The following is a 25,995-nucleotide window of genomic DNA, read 5'->3' on the forward strand; positions in this document are numbered from 1 at the left end:
AGCGAGTCGCACGGCGCGGGGGGGGTAGAACTTATTATGGTACCGACATTACGTTCCGCGCTCTGGCTGGGGTTTTTCAGCCTAATCCTGGTTGCCTGGATCGTCATGTATGCCATGAGCACCGGGATGGGGCTTGACCTGTTGGGGCGGCCCGACAGTTTCGGGCAGGCAATGCGCGCCATGGACCCTGCGATGGAAATGTCGATGCCGATGGCCCGCTTTGGCCCTCTGGCCGCGATGTGGGCCACGATGATGGCAGCGATGATGTTGCCCACGATGGTACCGACGTTGCGCAGCTATCAGGATTTGATGCACAGTGCGACCGGTACCCAGGCGGGCTGGCTGGGGGTCTTGCTTGGCTATTTTGCCATGTGGCTGCTGTTTGCACTGTTGATCGCCAGCGTGCAGATGGTTCTGTTACATGGTGGGGTAATCGACATGTTGGGGATCGCCAGGTCCCGTTGGGTGGCGGCGGCGCTGTTACTTGCGGTGGGGCTGTTCCAGTTCACCCGCACCAAGGAAATTTGCCATGGGGTGTGCCATTCTCCAATGATGTATTTCCTGGGCAATTGGCAACAAGGTTTTACCGGCGGGCTTCGTATGGGGCTCACACTCGGCTCGTATTGTGTCGGGTGCTGTTGGGGGATGATGGCCCTGGGCTTTGTCGGCGGCGTGATGAACCTGGCATGGATGGGGCTTGCCACGCTTTTTATGGTCTTGGAAAAGCTGCCCCAGATTGGCCATAGGATAATAAAACCAATGGGTTTTCTGCTGATCCTCGCTGCGGTCGGGGTGGCGGGGTGGCCTGTGATTTCAGGAGGATGAGATGGTAACCAATAAACGACCCGACGCAGACCGGCTGCCGATTAGCCAGCGGATAGATCAGCGTATGCCCAACCCGAAGCGACGCGAGGCCACGCCCACCGAATGGCAGATCAAGGGAGAGCTCTTTTTGAACTGCTCGTGCGAAATGTTCTGTCCTTGCGTCGTCAGTCTGGGGGCGCACCCGCCCACGGAGGGGCACTGTCATGCGTGGATGGCCATCGCGATAGACGAGGGTCATTTTGAGGGTGAAAACCTGTCGGGCCTCAATGTCGGCCTGCTGGTCGATATTCCGGGTCGCATGGGCGAAGGCAACTGGAAAGTCGCCGCCTATGTCGACGAGAACGCCAGTGGCAAAGCCTATAACGGGCTGCTCCAGATTTTTTCAGGTGCCGCGGGTGGCACAACGGGGTTGTTCACCATGTTGGTCTCCGAGATCATCGGAGCCGAACGTGCCCCGGTCAAGATCATCCGCGACGGAAACAAGCGGTCGATCCAGATTGGCCGCAAGATCGCCGGCGAGATCGAGATGATCGCCGGTAAATCACCGGATCACCCCGTGATGATCTCGAACTCCAAATACTGGATGGGCCCCGATATCATCGCGGCGCGGGGCCTTAAATCCAAGGTGCGCGATTACGGACGGGTCTGGGACTTCGGTGGCAAGTCGGCCGAAATCTGTCCGATCAACTGGCAAGGGCCTGCTGCATGATCAGCAGCGGTTATGTCCGGACCATGGCGCGGTACAACAGTTGGCAGAATGACCAGCTGATATCGTTGCTGCTCGACATGCCGGCTGACGAGCTGACGAAGGATCGGGGCGCATTTTTCGGTTCCATTCTTGGAACCGCGAACCATCTGCTGTGCGGTGATATGCTGTGGTTGTCGCGGCTTGATCCGTCAATGGCCCCCCCTTTTGCAGCGCCTGATCAATGGCCCCGGCTGCACGACGATGCGCGTGGCTGGGCAACAGATCGCCACCGGGTCGATGGCAAGCTGCACCGGTGGGCCGACAAGCAACGCGAGATTGATTTGGTCGGTGATGTGATGTGTAAGCCAGTGACGCGCGGCACAGCCTTCAGCATATCGCGCGCAATGGTGGTGGTTCAGATGTTCACCCATCAAACCCATCATCGCGGCCAAATTCATGCCATGCTTACCGCAGCCGGTCAGACCGCACCGATCAGTGATATCATCCATATGCCGGAGATCGTTTAACATGGCACTCATTTCCCCTTCGCGCCGCGTGCGGCGCACGATGTTTTCGGACGGTGTCGAAGCAGCGGGCGTCAAGGCGTACACTGTTTACAACCGGATGCTGTTGCCGACGGTGTTTGAAAGCGTGCAGGAAGATTACCATCACCTGAAGGAAGCTGTGCAGGTGTGGGATGTTGCGTGCGAACGACAGGTCGAACTGCGGGGCCCCGATGCCGCGCGGCTGATGCAGATGTTGACGCCGCGGGATCTGCGGGGGATGTTGCCGGGCCGATGCTTTTACGTGCCCATCGTCGATGAGACCGGCGGGATGCTGAACGACCCTGTTGCTGTAAAACTTGCCGAAGATCGCTGGTGGATTTCGATTGCCGACAGTGACCTGATGCTGTGGGTCAAGGGGATCGCGAACGGTTACCGGCTCGATGTGCTGATTGACGAACCCGATGTCAGCCCGCTTGCGGTCCAGGGGCCAAAGGCAGATGCGCTGATGGCGCGGGTGTTTGGCGACGCGGTGCGTGATATCCGGTTCTTTCGCTTTGGGATGTTTGACTTTCAAGGGCGGTCCCTTGCCGTCGCACGCTCCGGGTATTCAAAGCAGGGCGGGTTCGAGATCTATGTCGACGATACGCGCATCGGGATGCCCCTGTGGAACGCGTTGTTCGAGGCCGGAAGAGATCTGGACGTTCGGGCCGGATGCCCCAACCTGATCGAACGGATCGAAGGCGGTTTGCTGAGCTATGGAAACGACATGACCGACGACAACACGCCGCACGAATGCGGATTGGGACGGTTTTGCGATACGCAGACCGCCATCGGTTGTATTGGGCGTGACGCGCTTTTGCGGGTGGCCAAGGAAGGCCCGACCAAGCAGGTGCGTGCGCTTGCGCTGGAAGGTGGTCCGGTCCCGCCCTGTGACCGGGCCTGGGACATCGAGGCGAACGGCAAGCGGATCGGACAGGTGACCTCGGCGGCGTATTCGCCTGATTTCAAGACCAACGTCGCCATTGGTATGGTTCGGATGACACATTGGGACAGCGGCACACAGGTACAGGTTCGCACCACCGACGGGGTGCGGGATGCTGTGGTGCGAGAGGGTTTTTGGCTTTAGCGTGGGCCGAGAGAGATGGGACCGAGGGGCCAGCCCCTCGGGCTCCCCGGAGTTTTTTGGCAAAATGAAAAGGGACGGCCTCAGGTGCGTTCCGGATTGGAGAGACGATGTTTGATGCACTGATTGTGGATAAAGACGAGGAAACCGGCAAAACCAGCGCTGCGGTGAGACAGATTGGTCTGGATGATCTGCCCGACGGCGAAGTGACCGTGGCTGTTGAATATTCAACGGTGAACTATAAAGACGGGCTGTGCATCGGACCCGGCGGCGGTCTGGTGAGGAAATATCCGCACGTTCCGGGAATTGATTTTTCCGGCACGGTAGAGGCTTCGTCGGATGACCGATACGCCCCGGGAGACAAGGTGGTGTTGACCGGTTGGCGGGTCGGCGAAGCGCATTGGGGTGGATATGCGCAAAAGGCGCGGGTCAAGGCTGATTGGCTGGTGCCTTTGCCCGAGGGACTGGACAGCCGTCAGGCAATGGCGGTGGGGACTGCCGGGTTGACCGCGATGCTTTCGGTGATGGCTTTGGAGGACCATGGTCTGGCGGTTGGTCAAGGGCCGGTTCTGGTCACCGGGGCCGCTGGGGGTGTCGGATCGGTCGCGGTGGCTATATTGGCGTCGCTTGGGCATGAGGTCGCAGGCGTGACGGGGCGGCCTGAAACCGCCGATTACCTGGCGGGGCTCGGGGTGAGCCAGATTGTGCCCCGCGCAGACATCAACGAGACGGTCAAGCGCCCCTTGGAGGGGGAGACCTGGGCCGGATGCATTGACGCTGTCGGGGGCGCGATGCTCGCCCGTGTGCTGGGGCAGATGAAATACGGGGCTTCGGTGGCCGCCGTGGGCTTGGCCGGAGGGGCGCAGTTGCCCGCGACCGTTATCCCGTTCCTGCTGCGCGGCGTAAACCTGTTGGGGATCGATTCAGTGATGCAGCCTTATGACAACCGTGTTCGCGCATGGGGGCGCATCGCCCGTGATCTGCCCATGTCCAAGCTTGAGGACATGGTCGTACCGGCCACGCTGAAAGATTTGCCGACCCTTGGCAAAGACATCCTGCAAGGTCAGGTCCGGGGGCGGGTTGTCGTAGACGTCAACGGCTGAGCAGGGCGGCGAATACGGTTGAGGCAGCCCGGTCGCGCCGCGGCTGCCTTGATTTGGCCAGCAGGTCCTGGACGAAATGGTGCCGGCGAAAGCTGCGGAAGGTGATCCGGAGGAACGATGAGGGGCAGGCGCCGATGTGCGGTATTTTTGTCTTGAAAATAACCTTGGCGTGCTAACTTCAGACATATCCCTGATGAGAAGCTAGGTGTGTCTGGAAAATCCCCCGTAATTGTATGGTTTCGCCGTGACCTGAGGTTGACCGACCATCCCGCGTTAGACATGGCAGCCCAGTCGGGCAGACCCGTCATACCGCTTTTCATTCGTGATGATCAGATCGACGATCTTGGGGCCGCCCCTAAATGGCGGTTGGGGTTGGGCATCGAAACCCTTGCCGATCGTTTGGCGGCAATCTCCAGTCGTTTGATTTTGCGCCAGGGCAAAGCGCTTGATGTGATACGCGCGGTGGTGGCGCAGACCGGCGCGGCGGCGGTGTATTGGACGCGGCTGTATGACCCAAACAGTATCCAACGTGACGCGCGGATCAAGAACGCCCTGATAGAGGAGGGTGTCGATGCGCGGTCTTTCGGCGGCCATCTGATGTTTGAACCGTGGACGGTAGAGACCAAGGCGGGCGGATATTACAAGGTCTATACCCCATTTTGGAACGCTGTGAAGAACAGGGGTGTCGGTGCCCCAGTCGGGGGGCCTGCGGCGTTGACCCAGCCTGCCACGTGGCCCGACAGCGACGACATTGCGCAATGGAAGATGGGGGCGGCCATGCAGCGTGGCGCAAGGATCGTGCGGCCCTTTGTCCAGTTGGGCGAAGACGCGGCCCAAGCGCGATTAGAGAAATTTATCGCTCATGGTATCGCGGAATATCGTAGAAACAGAGACCTGCCGGGGGTGGATGGCACGTCAAACCTGTCTGAAAACCTCGCCTTGGGAGAGATCAGCCCGCGTCAGTGCTGGCATGCTGGTCAACGCGCCTTGAACGAGGGCAAATCAGGTGCCGAGACCTTTCTGAAGGAGTTGGTATGGCGCGAATTTGCGTATCATCTGATGTACCACACGCCGCGTATCCTGACCGAAAACTGGCGCGAGGAATGGAAAAGCTTTCCCTGGAACCAGGATGAGCGCCGCGCAGAGGTCCAGGCCTGGAAGCAGGGCCGCACGGGCGAGCGATTTGTCGATGCAGCGATGCGAGAACTTTATGTCACGGGTCGCATGCACAACCGCGCTCGCATGATCGTGGCGAGCTATCTCACCAAACACCTTATGTGTCACTGGCGGATCGGGCAAAAATGGTTCCAGGAGTGCCTGATCGACTGGGACCCCGCCAGCAACGCCCTTGGATGGCAGTGGTCAGCGGGGTCGGGGCCGGACGCTACCCCGTATTTCAGGGTCTTCAACCCGGAAACGCAGCTGGCCAAGTTCGACAGTGACGGCGCGTATGTACGCCGCTGGATCGCCGAGGAATACTCGGAACCGCATACTGATGCGTTGGCATTTTTCCAAGCGATTCCAGAGAGATGGAACATGAAGCCGTCGGACCCGTACCCCGACAAGATTATTGCCCTGGATGACGGCCGCACCCGGGCACTGGAAATCTACAAAAGCCGAAACTTTTAACATTTGTTAACGTGGCTTCCCCACATGTTGTTTACACTCGCGCAGACCACTTTGCGCACAGGAGATCGAATGATTTTGACCAGTACCGAGGGCCAGAGCGGTCTTCCCAGATATTTTGCGCGGGTATTTGCCATGGCACAGGGCATGCGCAAGGGGCAGATTGATTTCGTACTGCCTGACGGGCGCGTGTTCAGAGCGACTGGCGCGCAGCCCGCAGCGCGGGCCGAAATCTACATTCACAACAACGACTTGTTCGCGCGGTTGATCCGCGATGGCGATCTGGGCTTTAGCGACGCATATCTTGATGAGTGGTGGAGCACGCCGGATCTTCAGGCGTTTATGGATGTGGCCCACGCCAATGAAGATATATACGATTCATTTCCGGGGATGGGGCTGGTTCGAAAATATGAATCCCTGCGCTTCTGGCTGCAACGCAACAGCAAGAAGCAAGCGCGCAGAAACATCAGCTATCACTATGATCTGGGGAACGATTTTTACAAGCTGTGGCTGGATGATACGATGACGTATTCAAGCGCGCTGTTCACAGACCAGGGACGCCAATCGCTTGAAGCGGCACAGGTCGCGAAATATGCGTCCATGGTCGATCAGATGGGTGTTAGTCGCGGTGACCATGTTCTTGAAGTCGGGTGTGGCTGGGGTGGGTTCGCCGAGTATGCGGCAAAGGAACGCGGATTAAAGGTGACCTGTCTGACAATCAGCGAAGAGCAGTTTAAATATGCAACACAACGTATTGAAAAAGCAGGTATATCTGATCTAGTTGACTTTAAGCTTCAAGATTATCGCGATGAACGTGGTGTGTATGATGGAATTGCAAGTATCGAGATGTTCGAGGCTGTCGGCGAACAGTATTGGCCCTCTTATTTCAATATGTTGAGAGACAGACTTAAACCAGGCAAGCTTGCGACTTTACAGATTATTACCGTGCCCGACCGGCGCTGGAAGATATACAAGCGAGGTGTTGATTTCATTCAAAAATACATATTTCCGGGCGGCATGTTGCCTAGTCCGAGCATGCTAAAGTTTCAGATTGAGAAATCAGGGTTAGCGGTTGAAAAGTCTATAGAATTCGGAAAAAGCTATGACGTGACGCTTCGCCAGTGGCATAAGGCGTTCAATGATCGGTGGGACGACATCGCGGCAATGGGTTTTGATGAGCGTTTCAAGAGAATGTGGAATTTCTATTTGACCTCATGTGCGTCAACCTTTGACAGCGGCAATTGCGATGTGACACAAATTACGGTGAAGCGTCCCCTTTAACGGGCGCTGCACTCAGTTCAAGGAACCCTAGATGCCAACTGCTGCCCGCTTGACCGCTGCGATATGCCTTGCGGTGCTGGCCGGCGTGTTATCGGTAATGATCATGCCGCTGATGCCTGAACACACACAGTTCGGCTATTTTATCCCGATCAATATGGCGCTTGGTCTTTTGGCGGGCTGGACGGTGATGGGCCCTCGCGCAAGCTTGGGGGTCACTGCGGGCATCAACAATGGTCTGACGGGCGTATTTGTCCTTATATTATGGGGGCTTGCGACACATAGTGTACGTGAGATGTTAAAAAAGGCCATGCTTCGCCACTATGCCGGATTGGGCGAAGGATTAATCGCATCGATCAGTATCGGTGCCGAATATTTTATGGTCATTGCGACCCTACCTATAGCTGTGACGGCGATTGTCGGCGGTGCCTTGAGCGGCTTGATCACCAACCTTGTTAACAGAAGATTTCCTTAGAATATGGCTGCGCTATTTTTCTATGGGACGCTACGGCATATCCCATTGCTCGAGATCGTACTGGGGCACCGCTTTGGTGATTTACATGTTACCGATGACCGCCTGGGCGACCACGCGGTGTTGGCCGTCGCCGAAGGGCCGTTTCCCTGTATAGAGGCTGCGGCAGGCCAAATTGCGACCGGCGTGCGGGTCGAAGGGTTAACGGGGCGAGACATCGAGCGACTGAATTTCTACGAAGGTAGCTTTGCCTATGACCTGCGCGAGATGGAACTGGTCAGCGGGCAGATGGCATTGGTGTACTTTGCGCACGCCGACCGTTGGTCCACGGTCGGGCCTTGGTCGCTGGAACAATGGCAGGCAGAGTGGGGCGATCTAAGCTGCTTTGCTGCGATCGAAGTAATGGACTACTTCGGTAAGTATTCGGTGGATCAGGTCGCACGGATGTTCCCGATGATCCGCACCCGAGCAGCGGCGATGGTCAACGCACAACACTCACGTCACGGGGGTGGGACCCTGCATGGTCGCGTCGATGTTGATCGGATTGACCGAGTTTACACCAATTATTTCGCGCTCAACGAATATCATCTCAGCCATGAACGTTTTGACGGTACCATGTCGAATATGCTGGAACGGGCGGTATTCGTCGCGTCGGATGCAGCGCTGGTTTTGCCTTACGACCCGCAGCGTGATCGCGTATTGCTTGTTGAACAGCTACGCATGGGGCCGGTGGCGCGCGGTGACCGATCCGTGTGGCAGATGGAGCCGATCGCGGGCCGTGTCGACCCTGGCGAAACGCCCGCCGCGGCGGCGCACCGCGAAGCCGCGGAGGAGGCGGGGATTTCGCTGCAATCCCTGGAGCCAGTGGCCGAGGTCTACGCCTCGCCCGGCGATTCAACCGAGTTTTTCTATATCTATGTGGGGCTTACCGACCTTCCTGATACGGTGACCGGGGTGAATGGGCTTGCGTCGGAAGCCGAAGATATCCGGTCGCATCTATTCAGCTTTGCGGCATTGATGGATTTGGTTGACCGGCAAGAGGCCGCCAATTCGCCACTGGTAATTGCCGCCTATTGGCTGGCCCGGCACCGCGAACGCTTGAGGTTGCGCCCCCCGGGGGCTAAACCGGATGTAACTTGATTTAGGAGCACCCCATGCACGTCGCATCTGATCTGGCACAGGCCATTGGCAATACACCTCTTATTCGTCTGCGTCAGGCAAGCGAGGATACCGGCTGCGAGATTTACGGCAAGGCCGAATTCATGAACCCTGGCCAGTCGGTCAAGGACCGTGCTGCACTGTTCATCATCAAGGACGCCATTGCCAAGGGGACGTTGAAACCGGGCGGCACCATCGTCGAAGGTACGGCGGGCAACACCGGCATCGGGCTGGCGCTGGTCGGCGCGTCGATGGGATTCAAGACTGTCATCGTGATCCCTGAAACGCAAAGTCAGGAAAAGAAAGACATGTTGCGGTTGGCGGGTGCCGAACTGGTCCAGGTGCCGGCCGCGCCTTACCGCAACCCCAACAATTTCGTGCGCTATTCCGAACGGCTGGCGAACGAACTGGCCCGCACCACCAACGAAGGGGTGATCTGGGCCAACCAGTTCGACAATGTCGCGAACCGTCAGGCCCATATCGAAACCACCGGCCCCGAGATATGGGAGCAGACCGGCGGCAAGGTTGACGGGTTCTGCTGCTCGGTCGGGTCGGGCGGCACATTGGCCGGTATCGGCATGTCGTTGCAGCCAAAAGGCGTCAAGATCGCGTTGGCGGATCCCGACGGGGCAGCTCTGCACAGCTATTACACGACCGGCGAACTGGTCGCCGAAGGTGGTTCGATCGCCGAAGGGATCGGTCAGGTTCGCATCACCAAAAACCTTGAAGGGTTCACACCCGATTTCAGCTATAACATATCTGACGCCGAAGCGCTGCCCTATGTGTTCGACCTGTTACAGAACGAAGGCCTGTGCCTGGGCGCTTCCTCGGGGGTCAACGTTGCCGGTGCTGTGCGCATGGCCCGCGACCTGGGACCCGGAAAAACCATCGTTACCGTATTGTGCGATTTCGGCACGCGGTATCAGTCAAAGCTGTTCAATCCTGACTTCCTGCGCGACAAGGGTCTGCCGGTGCCAAGCTGGCTTGACCGTGCGCCTCTTTCGATCCCCGGCGTTTTCGAAGATCAATGATATCGCAGATGAAAGCGGTTCTGGCGGGGCTGATCTTAGCCCTGCTGTTGGCCGCAGGCGTTTCTGCCCAAACGGAAGCGACGCAGGAAATAGACCTGTGGGAAAACGTTGCCACCCGGGCCGAAGCCGCCGTCGCCGAACCGACAAGCACCGACACGGTACTGGAAACCCTGCGTTCGCGCATCACAACGTTTCGTGCCCAGTTTGACGCTGCGCGTGGCACAAATTCAGACCGTATTGCTGCTTTGCGCGATCAACTTGCTGCACTGGGGCCTGCACCTGAAGGCAAGGATGCCGAACCCGAAGCGCCCGAGGTGGCAAAAACCCGCAGCGAAATCAACCAGCAACTCAACACCTTGCTTGCGCCTGTCCAAATGGCGGAGCGCGATTACCTGCGGGCCGATGGGCTGATCCGCGAAATTGACAAGATCATTCGCGACCGGCAGACCGCCAAGCTCCTCAGCTCGACGCCGTCGCCGCTGAACCCGGCGCATTGGGCCCCCGCAGTCAAAGCGCTTTCTAAGGCCTTTGGTGCGATGTGGGTAGATCGCGGCAATGACAGCGCCACGCGCACCTTTGCAGAATTTCGCGACAAGTTGCCGATTGTCATCGTTTCGGGCCTGTTCGGGCTGTTGCTGCTGTTTCGTGGCAGGCTGTGGGCCGCCAAGATCGTGGGCACGCTCCGCCAGCATCAGGCGCGCGGTCTGGGTATATGGCGTTTCATTATATCATTGCTGCGAATCCTGTTCCCGCTGGCCGGTCTTTGGCTGATATCGATTGCTGCCGGTCAATCGGGGTATCTCGGGGTGCGGGGCATGGAGGTCGCGCAGCTTTTGCCTGTTTTGGGGCTGGTGGTCTTTGGGTTCCGTTGGGTTTCGGAACGTGTGTTTGCCCGCGACGATGAGGAAGCGTTGCTGCTGTTGCCCGACGGCCAACGCAAACGTGCGCGGCTTTTGGTAAACGCAATAACCATCGTCATGATCATATCGATCATCACGGATGCGGTGGTGGATTTTGATGATCCATCTGCGGCCACCCGCGCGGTCATCGAGTTTCCGTTCACGTTGCTGATCAGTCTGGCACTGTACCGGATTGGCAAAATCCTGCACGGGTATTTCGAGCCCAGTGAAGAACCGACCGACACCGATGTCGCGACCAAGAGCACCACCTATTCGCGCATCGTGCGCAGTCTGGGCATAGGGGCGATCATCGTGTCGGTGCTGGCCCCGGTTTTGTTCGCGATCGGCTATCAGAATCTGTCGGATGCGATTTTGCGGCCCTACGTGACCACGCTGGTTCTGCTGGGGATCATCGTGGCGTTGCAGCGTTTTCTGGCAGACGTTTATGGTGCGATAACAGGGCAGGGCACAGCGGCACGTGATGCCTTGATGCCGGTATTTTTTGGACTGATCCTCATCTTGATCGCGACGCCTTTGCTGGCGCTGATCTGGGGCGCGCGGGTCGCTGACCTCACGGAGTTGTGGTCGTCATTCAGCCAAGGCTTTACCATCGGTGGAAGCCGTATCTCGCCAACCAACCTTCTGACTTTCGCGATTATCTTTTCGGTCGGTTATCTGGTTACACGCTTGTTGCAAGGTACGTTACGCAACAACGTTTTGCCCAAGACGCAGATCGATATAGGCGGACAGAACGCGTTGCTGTCGGGTCTGGGCTACGTCGGGATATTTCTGGCTGCGCTGGTGGCGATCACGGGGGCGGGGATCGACCTGAGCTCGCTTGCGATTGTGGCCGGGGCATTGTCGGTTGGTATCGGCTTTGGCCTGCAAAACATCGTCAGCAACTTTGTGTCCGGCATCATTCTTCTGATCGAGAGGCCTATATCCGAAGGTGATTGGATAGAGGTCGGGGGAAAATCCGGTTATGTGCGCGACATTTCCGTACGCTCGACGCGGATTGAAACCTTTGACCGGACTGACGTGATCGTGCCCAATGCCGATCTTATCAGCGGTACCGTGACCAATTTCACACGCGGAAACACCGTGGGTCGTGTGCTTATTCCTGTCGGCGTCGCCTATGGCACGGATACCAAACGTGTCGAAGCGATCTTGCGCGAAATCGCCGAGGCGCAGCCGATGGTATTGGCCAATCCCGCGCCGAATGTGCTGTTTTTGAACTTTGGCGCGGATGCGCTTGAATTCGAGATCCGCGCGTTTCTAAGAGACGTGAACTGGATGATGGCCGTCAAAAGTGACATCAATCACGCGATCGCCGCACGCTTCACCGAAGAAAATATCGAAGTGCCCTTCGCACAGCGTGACGTATGGCTTCGCAACCCCGAAGCCCTGAAGGTGAGAAACGAGGAATGACCGAAGCCCTGTATCTGGAGGATGCCTATCTAAGGGATGCACCGGCGCGTGTTCGCCATGTTACCGCCGAAGGTGGTATCGTGCTGGACCGTACGATCTTTTATCCCACCGGGGGTGGTCAGCCGGGCGACAGCGGCTGGCTGTCTTGGGATGGCAGGCGCATGCCGATCGCAACGACGGTAAAGGGCGACGACGACAGCATCGTGCTGGTACCCGCAGAACCGCAACAGATGCCGCAGACCGGAACGCATCTGATCCAGTCGCTGGATTGGGACCGGCGACATCGCCACATGCGGGTGCACACGTTGCTGCATCTGTTATCGGTCGCCGTGCCTTTCGGCGTGACAGGCGGGCAGGTTTCGGTCAACCACGGGCGGCTGGATTTCGATATGCCCGATGCACCCGATGACCGCGAGGGTATTGAAAACGCGCTAAGTGAATTCATCACGGCGGATCTTCGCGTAAGCAGCGCATGGATCACGCAGGACGAGCTTCGCGCGGCACCTGATCTGGTCAAGACCATGGCTGTGGCACCGCCAAAGGGCGCCGAACGGGTCAGGTTGGTGCAAATCGGGGATATGGAAAGCCGGATCGACCTTCAGCCGTGTGGCGGCACCCATGTCGCCCGCACCGGCGAAATAGGTTCGATACAGCTGGGCAAGGTCGAAAAAAAAGGTCGTCACAATCGCAGGGTTTATGTCCATCTTGACGGCTGATCGCATTGTGGAAATAGGTGCATTTTTGCCCTTGCACCCAGACCGCGGCTCACGCTAAACCCCCCTAACGGACAGGTGGCCGAGTGGTCGAAGGCGCACGCCTGGAAAGTGTGTAGGCGGGAGACCGTCTCCAGGGTTCGAATCCCTGTCTGTCCGCCACTTGCCCTTTCAGTTTGTTCCTTCAGACTTTTTTACGGTAGACAGCGAGGCCGAGCCGGGTTTTCGCAGGTGCATGCGTGGGGCTTGGTCGGAAAGAATACCGCGCGGATCAACTGCGCGAAAAATAGTCGAGCGACCTGCGAAGATCGTCACCCTCGTATCCGCGACCGATAAAAACAATCTGGTTTTTGCGGCCAGTGGCACCGGGTGGAAGCAACTCCGGCGGTTGGACGGATTTGCGAACGGCCTGCAATAACAAGGGTCCGGCCGGTGTTGCGAAGACACCCTTGACCCGGACAAGATCGTCGCCTCGCGCATAGAGAAGCGCAGAAAGCCAGACTGAAAACGTCGCCCAGTCTATATCATCGCCAATGTCGATTTTGGTGGGCATGATAGGGGCTTCGCCCGCGGCAATGCTGGGCAAGTCATACGGTTCAGCCGAAGGAAGTTCCGGAATGCTGAAAGGCTGGCCTTTCACCGCCGCTTCGATCGGGGCCGAGGGATTAAGCTGTTTCAACGTCGCGATGACTGCGGCAAGTGTTGCGTCGGGTACAGCATCCACTTTGGTCAGGACCATGCGATCCGCAGACTCGACCTGTGCTCTGCTCAGATATTCACTGTGCAACTGGTCGGCGGCGTTCAGTGCGTCTACCAGTACGACGATCTCGGCTATGCGGACGTGGTGCACCAAAACCCCATCGTTTCTGATCGCATCCAATATGGCTGCCGGATCGGCCAGCCCGCTGGTCTCGAGGATTACCTGGTTGGAGCCTCTCTCGGTCGCGGTTTGCCGCGAGCGTTGATCGCACAGGGTACGCAGCGCGGTAATCAGATCGTTTTTGCCCGTGCAGCAGGCACACCCCCCGGCCAATGTGGTCAAGCTTGCCGCTCGCGAGGCCAGCAGTGTATCATCCACCGGCGTTTCGGCGGCCTCGTTGACCAGAATATGAGCATTGCCAAAAGCGCCGTCAAAAAGCTGGTGGCGCAGCCAGGTTGTTTTGCCAGACCCCAGGTAACCACCAAGGATCGTCAAGCGTAGTCGGCTGTCAACTGGCTGTGCAGTCATTGGGCTGAGGGGGCGGAAGATGTGAAGCGAGGGTCAAGCGGGTCGATCGGATGGCCAAGTTGTCGCGCGCTTTCTTCCCACAGGGCCTCCAGATCGGGGACCAGGGTGGTGCGGCCCGAAAACGAAGACAGGGCAAACCCCGGTCCGTGTCCGGGCGTACGTGCATTAAAACCATAGCCACTCAGCAGCTTGTTCAATATTTGCGCACGGCGCAGCTGAAGCCGAAGCCGGTCGCCGGTATTATCCGCACCAGCGTCGGTCCAGTGGCCGGGGCGGGTCGGGAAACCGCATGCATTGCACATTCAAAATCTCCTGACATGGCGGAAAGGGTAACGCTGCGTGCATTACCCTTTGATGTTTCAGATCACTTCGGGGCGCTTATCGCCGTCAAACGGGAAGCGTTTGCGGAAATCATCCGCGATGGTGTTGAAATCCACCCACTCCACGCCGGAATGCCCGTTGATATATTCGATCAGCCTTTCAAGCATAAGCAGGACCTGCGGGCGGCCTGCGACGTCGGGGTGAATGGTGATCGGGAACACGCCATATTCCATTTCGCGGTACACCCAGTCAAACTGGTCTTTCCACAACTGTTCAATGTCGCGGGGGCTGACAAAACCGTGGCTGTTGGGGGCATTCTTGATGAACATCATCGGGGGCAGATCATCCACGTACCAGTTGGCACCGATGTCAACCAGGTCGATCTCTTTACCGTGTTTCAGCGGGTGCATCCATTCCCCCGCGGTTTTGGAATAGTCGATCACATTCCATTCGTCACCGACCCGCGCATAAAACGGCTGAAAATCGCGGTAACTTTGGCTGTGATCGTAGGAAAACCCGTATTTGCCCAGAAGCGCCGCCGTCACGTTCGACATTTCCCACCACGGGGCCACATATCCCTTAGGTGCCTCGCCGGTAAGCCCCTTGATCAGTTCGATGGACTTGACCAGAACGTCCTCCTCCTGGGAAGGCGTCATGGCGACGGGGTTCTCATGCAGATACCCATGTGCGCCAATCTCGTGACCGGCTTCGACGATCATGTCCATCTCTTTGGGGAATGTCTCGAGCGAGTGGCCGGGAACAAAGAAAGACGTCCGCATTTCATACTTTTTGAACAGACGAAGCAAACGGGGCACCCCGACCTCGGTTGCGAAAATGCCGCGCTGTATGTCATTGGGCGAATCGCCGCCCCCATACGAACCAATCTGGCCCGCGACAGAGTCGATATCCGTGCCGAAGGCACAATAGATTTTTTTGGTCACTTTTCGGTCTCCTCTTGGTTTTTGCAGTGTTTGTCATGGCGGTGTCAGCCGCGGATGATGTCCTCGCAGCCCAAAGCTGCCCGTAGTAACGCCGTGTCTTGTCCGGTCGGGGCAGACAGCAGGAAACCTGTCGGCATGCCATCGGCGTCGGTCCCGTTTGGAATGGACACACCGCACCAATCCAGGAAATTTCCCAAACTGGTGTTGCGCAGGGTCAGTCCATTGTGGCGAAAGAATTCGTCTTGACCCGCTTCCAGAGGCGCGGTTTCCATCGCAGTCGTCGCTGTGGTCGGACACAGGACGATGGCATTCGCGATCCTTGCTGCGGTCGATGCCATAAGCCGGTACCGGGCTTCCTGAAGCATAAGAACATCAACCGCGCTCATGGTTTCCGCCAGCTTGATGCGGCGCACCACCCGTGCATCCATCTGCGCTGCGGCGGGGCCGCACACCCGGTCACGGTGTATCATCAGAGCCTCTGCACCCGCCAGAAACCCGTGACGCGCGATCAAATCGCTAAGCTCGGACAGTTCGGGCAATGAAATACGCGTGACCTTAGCACCTGCTGACTCGAGCCGTGCTACCGTGGCGTCGAAATTTGCTGAAACAGCAGGCATCACCCCGTCAAACAGGATCTGGTCGGGGATAACGAAGGACAATGTCTTGGCGGGCACGGCCTCGGCCTCGGGCCTGTCTTTGCCTCGCAGCACCGCATCGAACAAGGCGCAATCGGCCACGGTGTGGGCCAGCGGTCCAATTGTGTCTAGAGACGGGGCCAGCGGATAGACCCCTTGCATCGAATACCGACGCGATGAGGTCTTGTAGCCGACAACTCCATTGAACGACGCGGGAATTCTGACCGACCCTCCGGTGTCGGACCCCATCGACAGAGGCACGATGCCAGCCGACACCACCACCCCCGACGCCGAAGACGACCCGCCGGGACTGCGTGTTTGTCCTGTCGGTGCATGTATGTTGCGCGGGGTCCCGTAATGGGGGTTAAGTCCGATGCCGGAATAGGCGAATTCGGTCATGTTTACGGTTCCGGTGGTAACCATTCCCGCCCTGTGGGCCGTCGCAACGACCTGGGCGTCTGCCGTTGCCGGCGGATCGGTCCTGGTGACGACGGCCCCGGCGGTGGTCACGCGACCCTTCAGGTCAAAAAGATCCTTCCATGCGACAGGAACCCCGTCGAGAGGGCTGGCGGGCAGCCCGGCCTGAAGCCGCAAGCGCGACGCATGTGCTTCGACCATCGCCCGTGAGCGCGTGGTTTCGATATAGATCGCGCTGTCGCCATGTTGCTCGAGGCGCTCGTATACCTCTTCGGCTAACGTAACCGGGTCTAGTTTTCCCGTCCTCAGGCGTTCTGAAATCTCAGTTGCGGTGGCATGAACCATTGTTTTGCGTCCTAGCGGTCGATCACGGTAGCATTGGCGGATTTCCACGCGACGAAAGCACTTCCCCCGGCTTTCAACCTGTCGCGATACTTGTCGACATGGCCTTCGACATTGATCTGCTTGCCATCATCAAAACGCACGACCATGTGCATGATGTGGCCCACGATCTGCAAACGTTCTATGGTGCAGGGGATCGCGTTTGAACCAAAGGCGGCGCGCATTTCTGATTCGGGCACATCGGCGGGAACCAGATCAACCGCCTCCGCGGGCAGGATTATGCTCATCTCGCGACCCACATGTGCATCGGTTTTGGCGCGGTTGGCACCGGCCAAATTGCCGAACGCTGTTTGCAGAAACACGTTGCCGTTCTGTTGCGATGTGACCGTGCCGGGCAGGATCGTGTTGGAACCGATAAACCGGGCCACAAACTGACTGCTGGGACGCGTGTACAGTTCGCGCGGCGGGCTGATCTGTTCGATCCGGCCCGCATTCATCACGACGATACGGTCCGACAGGGCAAGCGCTTCGGATTGGGCATGGGTCACGAACACAAAAGTGATGCCCAGATCGCGCTGCAGCAGTTTCAGTTCGTTTTGAATACTCTTGCGAAGGTTTGCATCAAGCGCGCCAAGCGGTTCGTCCAGCAACAGGATGTCCGGTTCGACCACAAGCGAACGTGCCAGGGCTATACGCTGTCGCTGGCCGCCCGATAGCCGTGCTGTCGGCATCTGGGCAATATCGCTCAGACCCAGCTTTTCAAGGATTTGATCAACCTTGCGATCGGCCTGCGCCTTTGGCATTTGCTTGACTTCAAGGCCAAACAGGACGTTCTGCCGCACGTTCATGTGTGGAAACAGCGCGTAGTTCTGGAAGATCATCGAGGTCGGGCGTTTTTCGGGTAGCTGATCGTTTACGCGTTTGCCTCGGATCATCAGGTCGCCTGAGGTGACTGTCTCGAAGCCGGAAATCATCCGCAAGGTCGTAGATTTTCCGCAGCCCGAGGGGCCAAGAAAGGCAATGAACTCGCCTTTTTCGACGCTCAGATTGAAGTCGATGACGGCCGGAGTTCCATTGTCGTAGGTCTTGTAGACATTTGTGAGCTGAAGATCGTAGGCCAAGGGAAACGTCCTGTTCGTGATAAAAGGGAAGGGTGGGTTCAGCCGGTAACCCGGCTGAACCATCCGTGATTTAGGCTGACAGGAATTCGTCCCATTTGCGGATGAGAAGGTCATATTCGTCGGGCCACTGGTGCCAGTAAGCGACGTTCGCCGCACGCTCTTCCAATGAACCGCCGTCGCGCAGGTCGCCTTCCTTGATGCCGCGCTCGGCTTCGCCGACCCAGGGTTTCCCCTCGTACCAGAACGCGTATTTATCGGGATCCATGACGTTCTTGACGTTTGTGGTCGGCGAATAATAACCCTGTTCGGACACGGCAATCGCGGGAGGACCGGAGAGCCAGTAATCGGCATATGCAGTGACGGCTTCGAGGTTCGGAGAGGTTTTTAGCGGTGCCACGCCGATCGCCCAGCCACGATAGCCGCTTTTCATCGTCGCATAGGAGCATTCAACACCCTGCGCCTTGACCGCCATGACAGCAGGCTGCCATGCGTCGGCAATCACCATCTCGCCCGATGCGAGCAGGTTCACCAGTTCGCCGAAGTCGCCCCAAAGTGCGCGGAACTGACCTTCTTTCTTTTTCGAAATCAGGAACTTGGCCGCTTCTTCGATGGCTGCAGCATCGGGGTTCCCCGGGTTGCTTACTTCAAGAAGTCCCAGTTCGTTCATGGCCAGAACCGCCTGACCAAAGGCGATCAGAGGGTCAACGTTGAGGCCGGTCTTGCCCTTGAACTTCGGGTCAAACAACGCCGACCAGTTCGATGCTTCCTCGGCGTCTACCAGATCGGGGCGATACCCGATGGAGTCGTAGTTATAAACCGTCGGCACCATGTTCAGGCGTGTCTGGCTTTCGTCTTCCCAGATTTGACCGACGATTTGCTGGTTCAGCGCCCAACGGTCCGACGGCTTTGTGAAGGTTTCGCGAATACCGGCCCAATTGGTCAGATCCGCCGCAGCGACCGGGGCCAATTTGTCTGTGGCAACCATTGCGGCCAGACGTTCGCCGATGATCTCCCAGCAGTCGTATGCATCCGACCCAGACAGGATTTCGGTTTGGGTGTTTGGAAAGATATCTGCCTTGCCGCTGACCGATCCGACGCCCGACTGCGCCTTGAAATCGTTCAATATGCGCTCTTGCACAGTCACGGACAGGCCGACTGTGCGCAGTTCCTGATTGCCCAGGTTCGCGGCAAAGGCTTGTTGGGCACCAAGGAACGGCATCCCACCGGCTGCCAGCGCGGCCCCGCCAGCAGTGGTTTTCAGAAAGTTGCGCCTTGAGAAATTTGAGTGTGTCACTTGTCTTCTCCTTGTTGAGGTCGTTTTATTTTTGCAGTTTCGGAGGGCTGGCCCTCCGTACGTGTTCAGTAGCGCCCGACCATCAGCCCACCGTCCACCGTAATGACTTGTCCCGTCAGATAGCGCGCGGCATCCGACGCCAGAAATCCCACCACATCAGCGATGTCATCGGGTTGCCCGATGCGGCCCAATGGGACGATATCGCCCACGGTCTTGGCACCTTCGGGGCCAAGGGAATGTTTCTCGGATAAAAGCTGGGCGGTGCGGATGTAACCCGGCGCGATGCCGTTCACACGTATCCCACTGCGGCCCAATTCAACCGCAAGTCCGCGCACCAACCCGACCACACCGGCCTTGGCCGATGAATAATGCACATGCTCATCCCACCCATAGGCCACACCCATGATCGAGGATAAGCAGATAATCGAACCGCCGCCGCGCGCTTTCATGCCAGCGGCCGCCGGGCGAATGACCCGCAGCATCCCCTTGAGGTCGATGTCAAAGGTCTGGTCCCATTTTTCGTCGGTTAGCTGTTCTATCGGTACCCGGCGCGCGATACCCGCGTTGGCGACAATGGTGTCAATCCTGCCAAAGCGGGTCTCGATATCCTTGACCACAGAGTTGGCGCGGGTAGTGTCTCTTACATCCAGGTGCTGAAACTCGGCCTCACCGCCGGCTTTGCGAATTTCCTGAACGACGCTGCGGCCGTCATCCTCGAGAACATCGGTGACGACGACGTGATCACCCCGTGCGGCGAGCATCTTGGCCGTCGCACGTCCAATGCCGATACCGGCCCCCGTGATCAATGCGATTGATGTCATAACATTACGTCTCCCGAATTTGGTGACAGCGTCTGGCCCACATAAAGGCGTGCCGCGTCGGAACATAGAAACGCCACGGTTTCTGCCACGTCCTCCGGTTCTCCGAAGTGGCCCAATGGCAGCTCGGCGGCCTTGGCATTGCGCCAATCGTCCGAGAGCGCGCGCACAAGCGGGGTGTTGATCGGGCCGGGGGCCACTGCGTTAACACGCACGCCTTGGTTCGATACCTCTCGTGCCAAAGCCTTGGTCAGCCCGATTATGCCCGCCTTCGCCGCAGAATAATGAACCAGCTCAATACCGCCAATCTGGCCAAGCTGCGAGGCCATGTTCACCACGCAGCCTGATTTCCGGGTCAGCATGTCGGGCAACACCGCGCGGGTGCACAGGAACGTTCCGCGCAGGTGCACGGCAATCATCCGGTCGAATTCGGCAGGGTCCAGATCCACAAACCGGGACTGGTGGACGTGACCTGCGTTGTTTACCAGATGTGTTGCAGGGCCGTACGCGTCAACGCAGGCTTGTATCATCCCTGCGACATCGGCCTCGTTCGAAATGTCGCCTTGCACGGCCAGTCCGCCAATGTCATCGGCGGCTTTGTTGGCAGCATCGCCGTCATAATCATTGACCACCACATTATAATCCAGCGCGGCAAGCTTTCTTGCGACCGCAAGGCCTATGCCTGATCCGGCACCGGTTACGATTACGGTGCTCATGCGATATCCTCCTGCATCGCCATCTTTTTGGCGCGCCGCACGCTCAGGCCCATCAAGATGCCATAGACAGCCAAAAGAGCGAACGAGAACAGTGTCGTCATCACCCCGAATGCAAAGATGTTCGGGTGGATTTCGACCGAAAACGTTCCGTAAATCGCCAGTGGCAGGGTCTGGTCACGTCCCGACGCGAACAAAGTGCGAGGGAATTCATCAAAGCTGAGGGTAAATGCGAACAGCATCGCCGACAGGACCCCAGGGAAGATAAGCGGAAATGTTACCTTGCGAAATGTCGTCATCGGCGACACGCCCAACGACCACGATGCTTCTTCAACAGAGCCGTCAAAGCGGTTAAGAATGGCCAGCATCACAAGGAAAGCAAAGGGAAAAGTGTAAACCACATGGGCCAGAAACGCCGTGCTCCACCAGTGACGTTCAACCCCCACGACGTTGTTGGCCAACAGCGAAGTCCCCAAGCCGGTCAGGACACCGGGCACCATCATGCCCAACACGATCAGGTAAAACACGATGCCCGCGCCGCGAAACCGCTTGCGGAAAGCCTGTGCAGCCATGACACCCAGCACGGTTGCGGTAACCATGGTCATAAAGGCCAATGTTAGTGAACGTACCAGTGCCTCTCCGACGGGCAGGGGCGCGATGCGGGACGGCGGGGTCAGACCAAAAAGATGCTTGTACCAGTAGGTCGACCATTCAATGATCGGAAACTGCGGGCCGCCCTCTGGCCCTTGTTGGAAGGACAGGATGCCCAACACAATGAACGGACCGTATAGGAACAGGATGAACAAGCCGACATAAACAGCGAGGATCGGTTTCAAGACCTTGGATTCCATCGATTATATCTCCCGTTTCAGATCAACGATGCGCAGGAAACCCGCCACCACGATGCCCAGCAGGATGGTAAGGATCACCCCGACAACCGACGCCATCGCCCATTTCAATGATCCGACCTGGGTGACGATGATATTGCCCAGAAGGTTGACTTTGCGCCCCGAAAGCGCACCCGAAGTGGCAAATTCACCCAACACCATCACACTCACAAAGATCGCGCCGACGACGACCCCCGGCAGGCTGAGCGGAAAGATGATCTTCCAGAAGATACGCCCGAACCCGGCACCCAGATCTCGGGCGGCTTCGATGATATTGTGGTCGATGCGGCCCAGCATGAACGCGATCGGCCCCACCATGAACACCACGTAAATCTGCGTCATGCCGATGATCACCGAAAGTTCTGAGAACAGCAGAACCTCGATCGGCGTTTGGATAAGTCCGAGTTTCTGGAGAATGATGTTGATCGCGCCTTCCTTGCCAAGCATCGGTCGCCACGCAAGCACACGGATCAGGAAAGAGGTCCAGAAGGGGATCACGCAAAGAACCAGCAAAACGGTTGAGATTGTCTTGCTCTTGACCATTAGGCCCACGTAAAGCGCCGCCGGGTAACCGATGACGAAGGTCAGGGTAAGAACGATGAGCCAAAGGCGGATCGTCGTCCATAACGCACCGACATAAGCCTCTGATGCGAAGAAGTTTTTCCAACTGTCCAGTGTCAGTGTCGAGTTGATCGCGAAGGTCGTCTGGGTCCAGAACGACACGTAAACGATCATCATGATAGGCGCGATAAGGAACAGGATCATCCAAACGACACCGGGGGCGAGAAGGCGAAAAGTCGTTTTCTTCTGCCTGTTGCGGCTTGTGGCGGTCATCTTGCTGTCTCCTTGCCAAAAACGATCGCGTGTTCGGGATTCCACGAGAGCGTGTAGTTTTCGCCAACCGTCAAAGGCCGTGGTTCGCCGAGACTCAGGTGGTGATCGACTTCGACCGTCTTTTGATCTTCGGTTTCGAACAGGAAGATGATCGAAGATCCAAGGTATTCGCTCGCCAGGAACCGGGCAGGCAGGGCCGGGCCTGGCAGGTTGGCATCGCCCGCGTCGAATATCTGGGTGCGATCATACCGAATGGCATAGGTGTCGCTCTTGTTTTGGCGTGGGTTTGTGACAGGCACTGCCCCAAACGGCCCAGTGAAGATTCCGTTTTCAAGAATGCCTTCAAACAGGTTGAAACGATTAAGAAACTTTGCAACATCGGAAACAACCGGGCCATCATAGATTGTATCTGGGGTGTCGTATTGAACGATCCGGCCGGCATCGAGAACCGCAACTTTATCACCCATCGCCAGCGCCTCGGTTTCGCTTCCCGTCACGTGCAGAAAGGTGACATCGAGCCGCTCTCGGATAGCGCGCAGTTCAACTTGCATGCGTTCGCGCAGATTGGCATCAAGCGCTCCGAGCGGTTCGTCAAGCAGCACCAGTTTGGGCTGCATCACAAGCGAACGGGCCAGCGCCACCCGCTGTTTCTGGCCGCCGGATATCTGTTCCGGACTGCGATCTTCCAGTCCGGCAAGGCCCACCATCTCTATCGACGATTTTACACGTTCCGCTATCTCGTCTTTTGGCAGCGCCTGCGCGCCGTGACGAAGGCCGAACGCCACATTTTCGAAAACCGTAAGGTGCGGAAACAACGCAAAGTTCTGGAACACGAACCCGATGCCACGTTCATGTGCGGGTAAATCCGTGATATCGCGCCCTTGGAACCAAATGCGCCCTGCATCCGGTGTTTCGAAACCGGCGATCACGCGTAACAGGGACGTTTTACCGGAACCCGAAGGCCCGAGTAAGGCGATATAGGCATTGTCTTCCGCGACGAAATCAATGCCGTCTAGCGCCGTCAGATTACCGTATCTGCGCGTCACACCTTCTAGTCGGAATATAGGGTCGCGTTGCGTCATAGAGCCCTCTTTTTTTGTGAAGCCAAGGTGTGATCGTCCGTCGCGAACTGCTTAGAGCGCCAGTCCGATCCCATCTTCACAATAATGTATAACGTATGAAATGACTGATCGCATTTTATTGCAAGAGTCATTATTTAAGAATTTATTGCACTAAATTCGTCATTTAGTTGAAAATATAGCCAAAATCGCAGGTAAATCCTCAAAACTAAATGAACATCGAACGCAAAATCCGTTTTTTTAGACTCGGCTGAGGTATTTGGGAATCGAGTCGCTCTCGGGTATCAAGGCGACAATTTTCAGCCGTGCCAGACTTTTGTAAGAGAGGATGCGAAGGTGTTCGCGAAGGTACTCGGTCGCCGCGTGGATCTGGTGTGATTTGATCAGCCGAAACAGCGTCCCGTATTGGTCCAGCGCCACGGTATCCACCGGAAGACCTAGGTCGCTCAGGGCTTTGTCCATGGCCGATAGCAACAAGCGGTTGTTGGTGATGATTTCGACCAACGCGCTGTTGGGTGCCCGGGACAGGCAGTATTTCATGAGCGCGTCTTCAAGCTCTGCGGCGTCCTTGGTCATGCCGCTTTCAATCTGGTCACAAACCCGCGCGATCTGGGCGTGGTCCATCCAATCGGCGGCCAATCGCAGGGCCGCAGGTTCCATGATACTGCGCAGTTCAAACTTTTCGCGCAGTGTCCGCGCGGTCAGCGGACCAGCGAGCCAGTGCGAAGTGGCGCCTTTTCGTATCAACCCGCGTTCGTTCAGACGGCTGAGCACATCGCGAGCCACCGTGCGACTGACGCCAAGATGGTTGGCCAATTCTGTCTCTATCACCCTGAATTCACCAAAGATCTGGCAAGCCGCTATTTCGGCTTCGACCTTGTCATAGACGCGCTGCCACGTACCCCGGACAGCCAAGGCGGATCGGGATGAGGACGGGATTTCAAAGTCGAATTCATCCAGTGCCTTGCGGATAGGGCGAAGCCCGGGCAAGGCAGGGCCAACCAGATAGCCGCGCCCCCGAAACCGGTGAATAAGCCCTTCGGCGTTGAGCATTCGCAAAGACGCCTGCACGGGGGCGCGGCTTGTTTGCATCACTTTTGCAATGGGGCCTTCGATCAGCACCAGACCATCGGGCAGACGCCCGGATGTGATATTATGGCGCAAGATGCGGCTGATGGTATCGTAAAGCGGTTCCTGACCGGAATTGGGTTGCTTTCCAGTCATGGTGTCGCTGCCCCCAGGGCCGCGATGAAACGGTTCCACGAACGGGCGGCGTAGTTATATTCGTCCATCACAGTGTTCCACAGCGCTATCCGACTGACCCGCTCGCGGTAGGCACCGCCGGGGCGGCGCTGACCCTGGCGGACCACGATCCTGCCGTCGGGGCCTTTAAGATCACACCGTGCGATATCACCATCATACCAGTATCCCCACTCCTCGGGGCTAAGGTATTCGCGCAAGCCTTCGGCATTGGTCATATAGTGGCCTTGTCGCGCCATCACGGCTCCGGCAGGTCCGGTTAACCACCAATTCAAATAATCATACGCCATGTCGAGCTTGCTCCCGGTCAGGTGGCGGGCCAAGGATGCACCGCCATGCCACGCACGATAGCCTTCCCGTGGGAAGCTTTCCCGAAAGACGTCTTTCATGGGCCCAAGATTGGCGTATGAGGGCGACCACATGCTTTGCACCGACACACGGTCGGCATGAACCAGCGCCTCGGCTTGATCGGGCGAAACCCAGCTCCCTACAAAGAACCCTTGTTGACGAAGGGTTTCCAACAGCGCCATGAGGCTGTCGATTTCATCTACCGTCATGTTTCCGATGTCTTGAAATGTCAGGTCACCATTGGCTTCTGCAGCCAAAGCTGCGTCGAAGATCCCGATCGCCGGCTCGTCTACCAATGCGATCCGACCACGGGCCCGCCGGTCGAGCAGCCAGGCCCAGCTTGATCCCTCCGGCCCTTCCGCGCCGAACAGTCGGGTATCATAACCAAAGCTATCGACGTTATGGGCCGTGGGCAGCATGCTGATTGTTGGCATCGGTTGCTGGCCCAGCGTCCCATCGGGCTGCACATACAACTTGCGCACCGGCGCATCGCCATGTCCGGTCCAGGTGTATTTACTGATGCCGCCGGTCTTTGCCAGATCGCCAATGTTATCCCATTGTTTGATCCGTCGAGTTTCAATCGGTTGCAAAGCACCCCAATACCAGACGATATCAAGGTTATGAAAGCACTGTTCATAGATGTCATAGTTCATCGGATCCATCGCCGCCCGGTGCTGGCAGGTCAGGAAATCAAGCGACTCATGCTGGATATCAAAGCCTAGATCCGCGATCGCCATCTGTCGCACCTCGTCGAGCAAGGTTACATCTGTGCCCCGGACCCGAAGAATACGACGTTTCACTTGCGGCGGCGACGACAGCTTGTGCGGGTTGCGGGTGATAGCTGGCATTATGTATCATGCTCTCTGTAATGTGCGGCGACCGGCATGGTGCGGGTGGGCAAAACCAT

Annotated in this window: 25 protein-coding genes and 1 tRNA gene; 13 read left to right on the plus strand and 13 right to left on the minus strand. The window is 57.6% G+C overall.

The genetic code is table 11. The features are described 5' to 3' along the window. Positions 1-36: 36 nt before the first annotated feature. From AC13DE_RS18835 to AC13DE_RS18895, 13 genes are all read left to right on the plus strand, one after another. Entirely contained in the window at positions 37-825 is a 789-nt protein-coding gene (locus AC13DE_RS18835; RefSeq protein WP_483048698.1) for a DUF2182 domain-containing protein, read from the plus strand. Between the two features lies 1 nt (position 826). After that, positions 827-1,534, plus strand: a complete 708-nt coding sequence (locus AC13DE_RS18840) for a DUF1326 domain-containing protein (RefSeq protein WP_483048699.1) — start codon at positions 827-829, stop codon at positions 1,532-1,534. Beyond that, on the plus strand, positions 1,531-2,040 hold the full coding sequence (locus AC13DE_RS18845) for a DinB family protein (protein ID WP_483048700.1): 510 nt from the start codon (positions 1,531-1,533) through the stop codon (positions 2,038-2,040). Before AC13DE_RS18840 ends, AC13DE_RS18845 begins: the two co-directional genes overlap by 4 nt. 1 nt (position 2,041) lies before the next feature. Further along, positions 2,042-3,145, plus strand: a complete 1,104-nt coding sequence (locus tag AC13DE_RS18850; protein ID WP_446297330.1) for a dimethylsulfoniopropionate demethylase — start codon at positions 2,042-2,044, stop codon at positions 3,143-3,145. A 107-nt stretch (positions 3,146-3,252) separates the two neighbouring features. Continuing rightward, on the plus strand, positions 3,253-4,245 hold the full coding sequence (gene acuI / locus AC13DE_RS18855; RefSeq protein WP_483048701.1) for an acryloyl-CoA reductase: 993 nt from the start codon (positions 3,253-3,255) through the stop codon (positions 4,243-4,245). Between the two features lie 207 nt (positions 4,246-4,452). Continuing rightward, the gene (locus AC13DE_RS18860) at positions 4,453-5,874 is read left to right on the plus strand and encodes a cryptochrome/photolyase family protein (RefSeq protein WP_483048702.1); all 1,422 of its coding nucleotides are present in this window, start codon (positions 4,453-4,455) and stop codon (positions 5,872-5,874) included. A gap of 69 nt (positions 5,875-5,943) precedes the next feature. Continuing rightward, on the plus strand, positions 5,944-7,152 hold the full coding sequence (locus AC13DE_RS18865) for a class I SAM-dependent methyltransferase (protein ID WP_483048703.1): 1,209 nt from the start codon (positions 5,944-5,946) through the stop codon (positions 7,150-7,152). A 31-nt stretch (positions 7,153-7,183) separates the two neighbouring features. Beyond that, complete coding sequence (locus tag AC13DE_RS18870; RefSeq protein ID WP_483048704.1) at positions 7,184-7,624, plus strand: TrgA family protein; 441 nt, start codon at positions 7,184-7,186, stop codon at positions 7,622-7,624. 3 nt (positions 7,625-7,627) lie between these two features. Further along, positions 7,628-8,761, plus strand: coding sequence for an NUDIX domain-containing protein (locus AC13DE_RS18875; protein ID WP_483048705.1), 1,134 nt, complete (start codon positions 7,628-7,630; stop codon positions 8,759-8,761). A gap of 14 nt (positions 8,762-8,775) precedes the next feature. Beyond that, entirely contained in the window at positions 8,776-9,810 is a 1,035-nt protein-coding gene (locus AC13DE_RS18880) for a cysteine synthase A (RefSeq protein WP_446297325.1), read from the plus strand. 8 nt (positions 9,811-9,818) lie between these two features. Next, a complete protein-coding gene (locus AC13DE_RS18885) occupies positions 9,819-12,137 on the plus strand; it encodes a DUF3772 domain-containing protein (protein ID WP_483048706.1) in 2,319 nt (772 codons plus the stop codon). Then, entirely contained in the window at positions 12,134-12,853 is a 720-nt protein-coding gene (locus AC13DE_RS18890; protein WP_446313649.1) for an alanyl-tRNA editing protein, read from the plus strand. The genes AC13DE_RS18885 and AC13DE_RS18890 overlap by 4 nt, the downstream gene beginning before the upstream one ends. A 69-nt stretch (positions 12,854-12,922) precedes the next feature. After that, positions 12,923-13,012 (plus strand) — tRNA-Ser (locus AC13DE_RS18895). Positions 13,013-13,121: 109 nt separating this feature from the next. Here the strand turns inward: AC13DE_RS18895 and AC13DE_RS18900 are convergent. The 13 genes from AC13DE_RS18900 to AC13DE_RS18960 form a co-directional block, all read right to left on the minus strand. After that, a complete protein-coding gene (locus tag AC13DE_RS18900) occupies positions 13,122-14,078 on the minus strand; it encodes a CobW family GTP-binding protein (protein ID WP_446313648.1) in 957 nt (318 codons plus the stop codon). Further along, a complete protein-coding gene (locus AC13DE_RS18905; protein ID WP_446297321.1) occupies positions 14,075-14,380 on the minus strand; it encodes a hypothetical protein in 306 nt (101 codons plus the stop codon). The genes AC13DE_RS18900 and AC13DE_RS18905 overlap by 4 nt, the downstream gene beginning before the upstream one ends. A 57-nt stretch (positions 14,381-14,437) precedes the next feature. Next, on the minus strand, positions 14,438-15,340 hold the full coding sequence (locus AC13DE_RS18910; protein ID WP_446297320.1) for a polysaccharide deacetylase family protein: 903 nt from the start codon (positions 15,338-15,340) through the stop codon (positions 14,438-14,440). A gap of 44 nt (positions 15,341-15,384) precedes the next feature. Continuing rightward, positions 15,385-16,737 (minus strand): amidase, encoded by a 1,353-nt coding sequence (locus AC13DE_RS18915; RefSeq protein ID WP_483048707.1) that lies wholly within the window; start codon positions 16,735-16,737, stop codon positions 15,385-15,387. An 11-nt stretch (positions 16,738-16,748) separates the two neighbouring features. Beyond that, complete coding sequence (locus AC13DE_RS18920; RefSeq protein ID WP_446297318.1) at positions 16,749-17,855, minus strand: ABC transporter ATP-binding protein; 1,107 nt, start codon at positions 17,853-17,855, stop codon at positions 16,749-16,751. A 70-nt stretch (positions 17,856-17,925) separates the two neighbouring features. Beyond that, entirely contained in the window at positions 17,926-19,149 is a 1,224-nt protein-coding gene (locus AC13DE_RS18925) for an ABC transporter substrate-binding protein (RefSeq protein ID WP_483048708.1), read from the minus strand. A gap of 65 nt (positions 19,150-19,214) precedes the next feature. Beyond that, positions 19,215-19,970, minus strand: coding sequence for an SDR family NAD(P)-dependent oxidoreductase (locus AC13DE_RS18930; protein ID WP_446297316.1), 756 nt, complete (start codon positions 19,968-19,970; stop codon positions 19,215-19,217). Further along, complete coding sequence (locus tag AC13DE_RS18935; protein ID WP_483048709.1) at positions 19,967-20,683, minus strand: SDR family NAD(P)-dependent oxidoreductase; 717 nt, start codon at positions 20,681-20,683, stop codon at positions 19,967-19,969. Before AC13DE_RS18935 ends, AC13DE_RS18930 begins: the two co-directional genes overlap by 4 nt. Further along, positions 20,680-21,531 (minus strand): ABC transporter permease, encoded by an 852-nt coding sequence (locus AC13DE_RS18940; protein WP_446297314.1) that lies wholly within the window; start codon positions 21,529-21,531, stop codon positions 20,680-20,682. The genes AC13DE_RS18935 and AC13DE_RS18940 overlap by 4 nt, the downstream gene beginning before the upstream one ends. A gap of 3 nt (positions 21,532-21,534) precedes the next feature. Continuing rightward, the gene (locus AC13DE_RS18945; protein ID WP_413851532.1) at positions 21,535-22,401 is read right to left on the minus strand and encodes an ABC transporter permease; all 867 of its coding nucleotides are present in this window, start codon (positions 22,399-22,401) and stop codon (positions 21,535-21,537) included. Next, complete coding sequence (locus AC13DE_RS18950) at positions 22,398-23,483, minus strand: ABC transporter ATP-binding protein (protein ID WP_483048710.1); 1,086 nt, start codon at positions 23,481-23,483, stop codon at positions 22,398-22,400. The genes AC13DE_RS18945 and AC13DE_RS18950 overlap by 4 nt, the downstream gene beginning before the upstream one ends. A gap of 237 nt (positions 23,484-23,720) precedes the next feature. Further along, the gene (locus tag AC13DE_RS18955; RefSeq protein WP_483048711.1) at positions 23,721-24,704 is read right to left on the minus strand and encodes a GntR family transcriptional regulator; all 984 of its coding nucleotides are present in this window, start codon (positions 24,702-24,704) and stop codon (positions 23,721-23,723) included. Next, positions 24,701-25,936, minus strand: coding sequence for an ABC transporter substrate-binding protein (locus AC13DE_RS18960; RefSeq protein ID WP_446313642.1), 1,236 nt, complete (start codon positions 25,934-25,936; stop codon positions 24,701-24,703). Before AC13DE_RS18960 ends, AC13DE_RS18955 begins: the two co-directional genes overlap by 4 nt. Positions 25,937-25,995 lie beyond the last annotated feature (59 nt).

It is taken from the genome of Sulfitobacter sp. L-8, assembly GCF_056859255.1.

Coding starts and splice junctions, on each gene's coding strand:
- AC13DE_RS18835 (WP_483048698.1), top strand. CDS start 37: ATGGTACCGACATTACGTTCCGCGCTCTGGCTGGGGTTTTTCAGCCTA.
- AC13DE_RS18840 (WP_483048699.1), top strand. CDS start 827: ATGGTAACCAATAAACGACCCGACGCAGACCGGCTGCCGATTAGCCAG.
- AC13DE_RS18845 (WP_483048700.1), top strand. CDS start 1,531: ATGATCAGCAGCGGTTATGTCCGGACCATGGCGCGGTACAACAGTTGG.
- AC13DE_RS18850 (WP_446297330.1), top strand. CDS start 2,042: ATGGCACTCATTTCCCCTTCGCGCCGCGTGCGGCGCACGATGTTTTCG.
- acuI (WP_483048701.1), top strand. CDS start 3,253: ATGTTTGATGCACTGATTGTGGATAAAGACGAGGAAACCGGCAAAACC.
- AC13DE_RS18865 (WP_483048703.1), top strand. CDS start 5,944: ATGATTTTGACCAGTACCGAGGGCCAGAGCGGTCTTCCCAGATATTTT.
- AC13DE_RS18870 (WP_483048704.1), top strand. CDS start 7,184: ATGCCAACTGCTGCCCGCTTGACCGCTGCGATATGCCTTGCGGTGCTG.
- AC13DE_RS18875 (WP_483048705.1), top strand. CDS start 7,628: ATGGCTGCGCTATTTTTCTATGGGACGCTACGGCATATCCCATTGCTC.
- AC13DE_RS18880 (WP_446297325.1), top strand. CDS start 8,776: ATGCACGTCGCATCTGATCTGGCACAGGCCATTGGCAATACACCTCTT.
- AC13DE_RS18885 (WP_483048706.1), top strand. CDS start 9,819: ATGAAAGCGGTTCTGGCGGGGCTGATCTTAGCCCTGCTGTTGGCCGCA.
- AC13DE_RS18890 (WP_446313649.1), top strand. CDS start 12,134: ATGACCGAAGCCCTGTATCTGGAGGATGCCTATCTAAGGGATGCACCG.
- AC13DE_RS18900 (WP_446313648.1), bottom strand. CDS start 14,078: ATGACTGCACAGCCAGTTGACAGCCGACTACGCTTGACGATCCTTGGT.
- AC13DE_RS18905 (WP_446297321.1), bottom strand. CDS start 14,380: ATGTGCAATGCATGCGGTTTCCCGACCCGCCCCGGCCACTGGACCGAC.
- AC13DE_RS18915 (WP_483048707.1), bottom strand. CDS start 16,737: ATGGTTCATGCCACCGCAACTGAGATTTCAGAACGCCTGAGGACGGGA.
- AC13DE_RS18930 (WP_446297316.1), bottom strand. CDS start 19,970: ATGACATCAATCGCATTGATCACGGGGGCCGGTATCGGCATTGGACGT.
- AC13DE_RS18935 (WP_483048709.1), bottom strand. CDS start 20,683: ATGAGCACCGTAATCGTAACCGGTGCCGGATCAGGCATAGGCCTTGCG.
- AC13DE_RS18940 (WP_446297314.1), bottom strand. CDS start 21,531: ATGGAATCCAAGGTCTTGAAACCGATCCTCGCTGTTTATGTCGGCTTG.
- AC13DE_RS18945 (WP_413851532.1), bottom strand. CDS start 22,401: ATGACCGCCACAAGCCGCAACAGGCAGAAGAAAACGACTTTTCGCCTT.
- AC13DE_RS18950 (WP_483048710.1), bottom strand. CDS start 23,483: ATGACGCAACGCGACCCTATATTCCGACTAGAAGGTGTGACGCGCAGA.
- AC13DE_RS18955 (WP_483048711.1), bottom strand. CDS start 24,704: ATGACTGGAAAGCAACCCAATTCCGGTCAGGAACCGCTTTACGATACC.
- AC13DE_RS18960 (WP_446313642.1), bottom strand. CDS start 25,936: ATGCCAGCTATCACCCGCAACCCGCACAAGCTGTCGTCGCCGCCGCAA.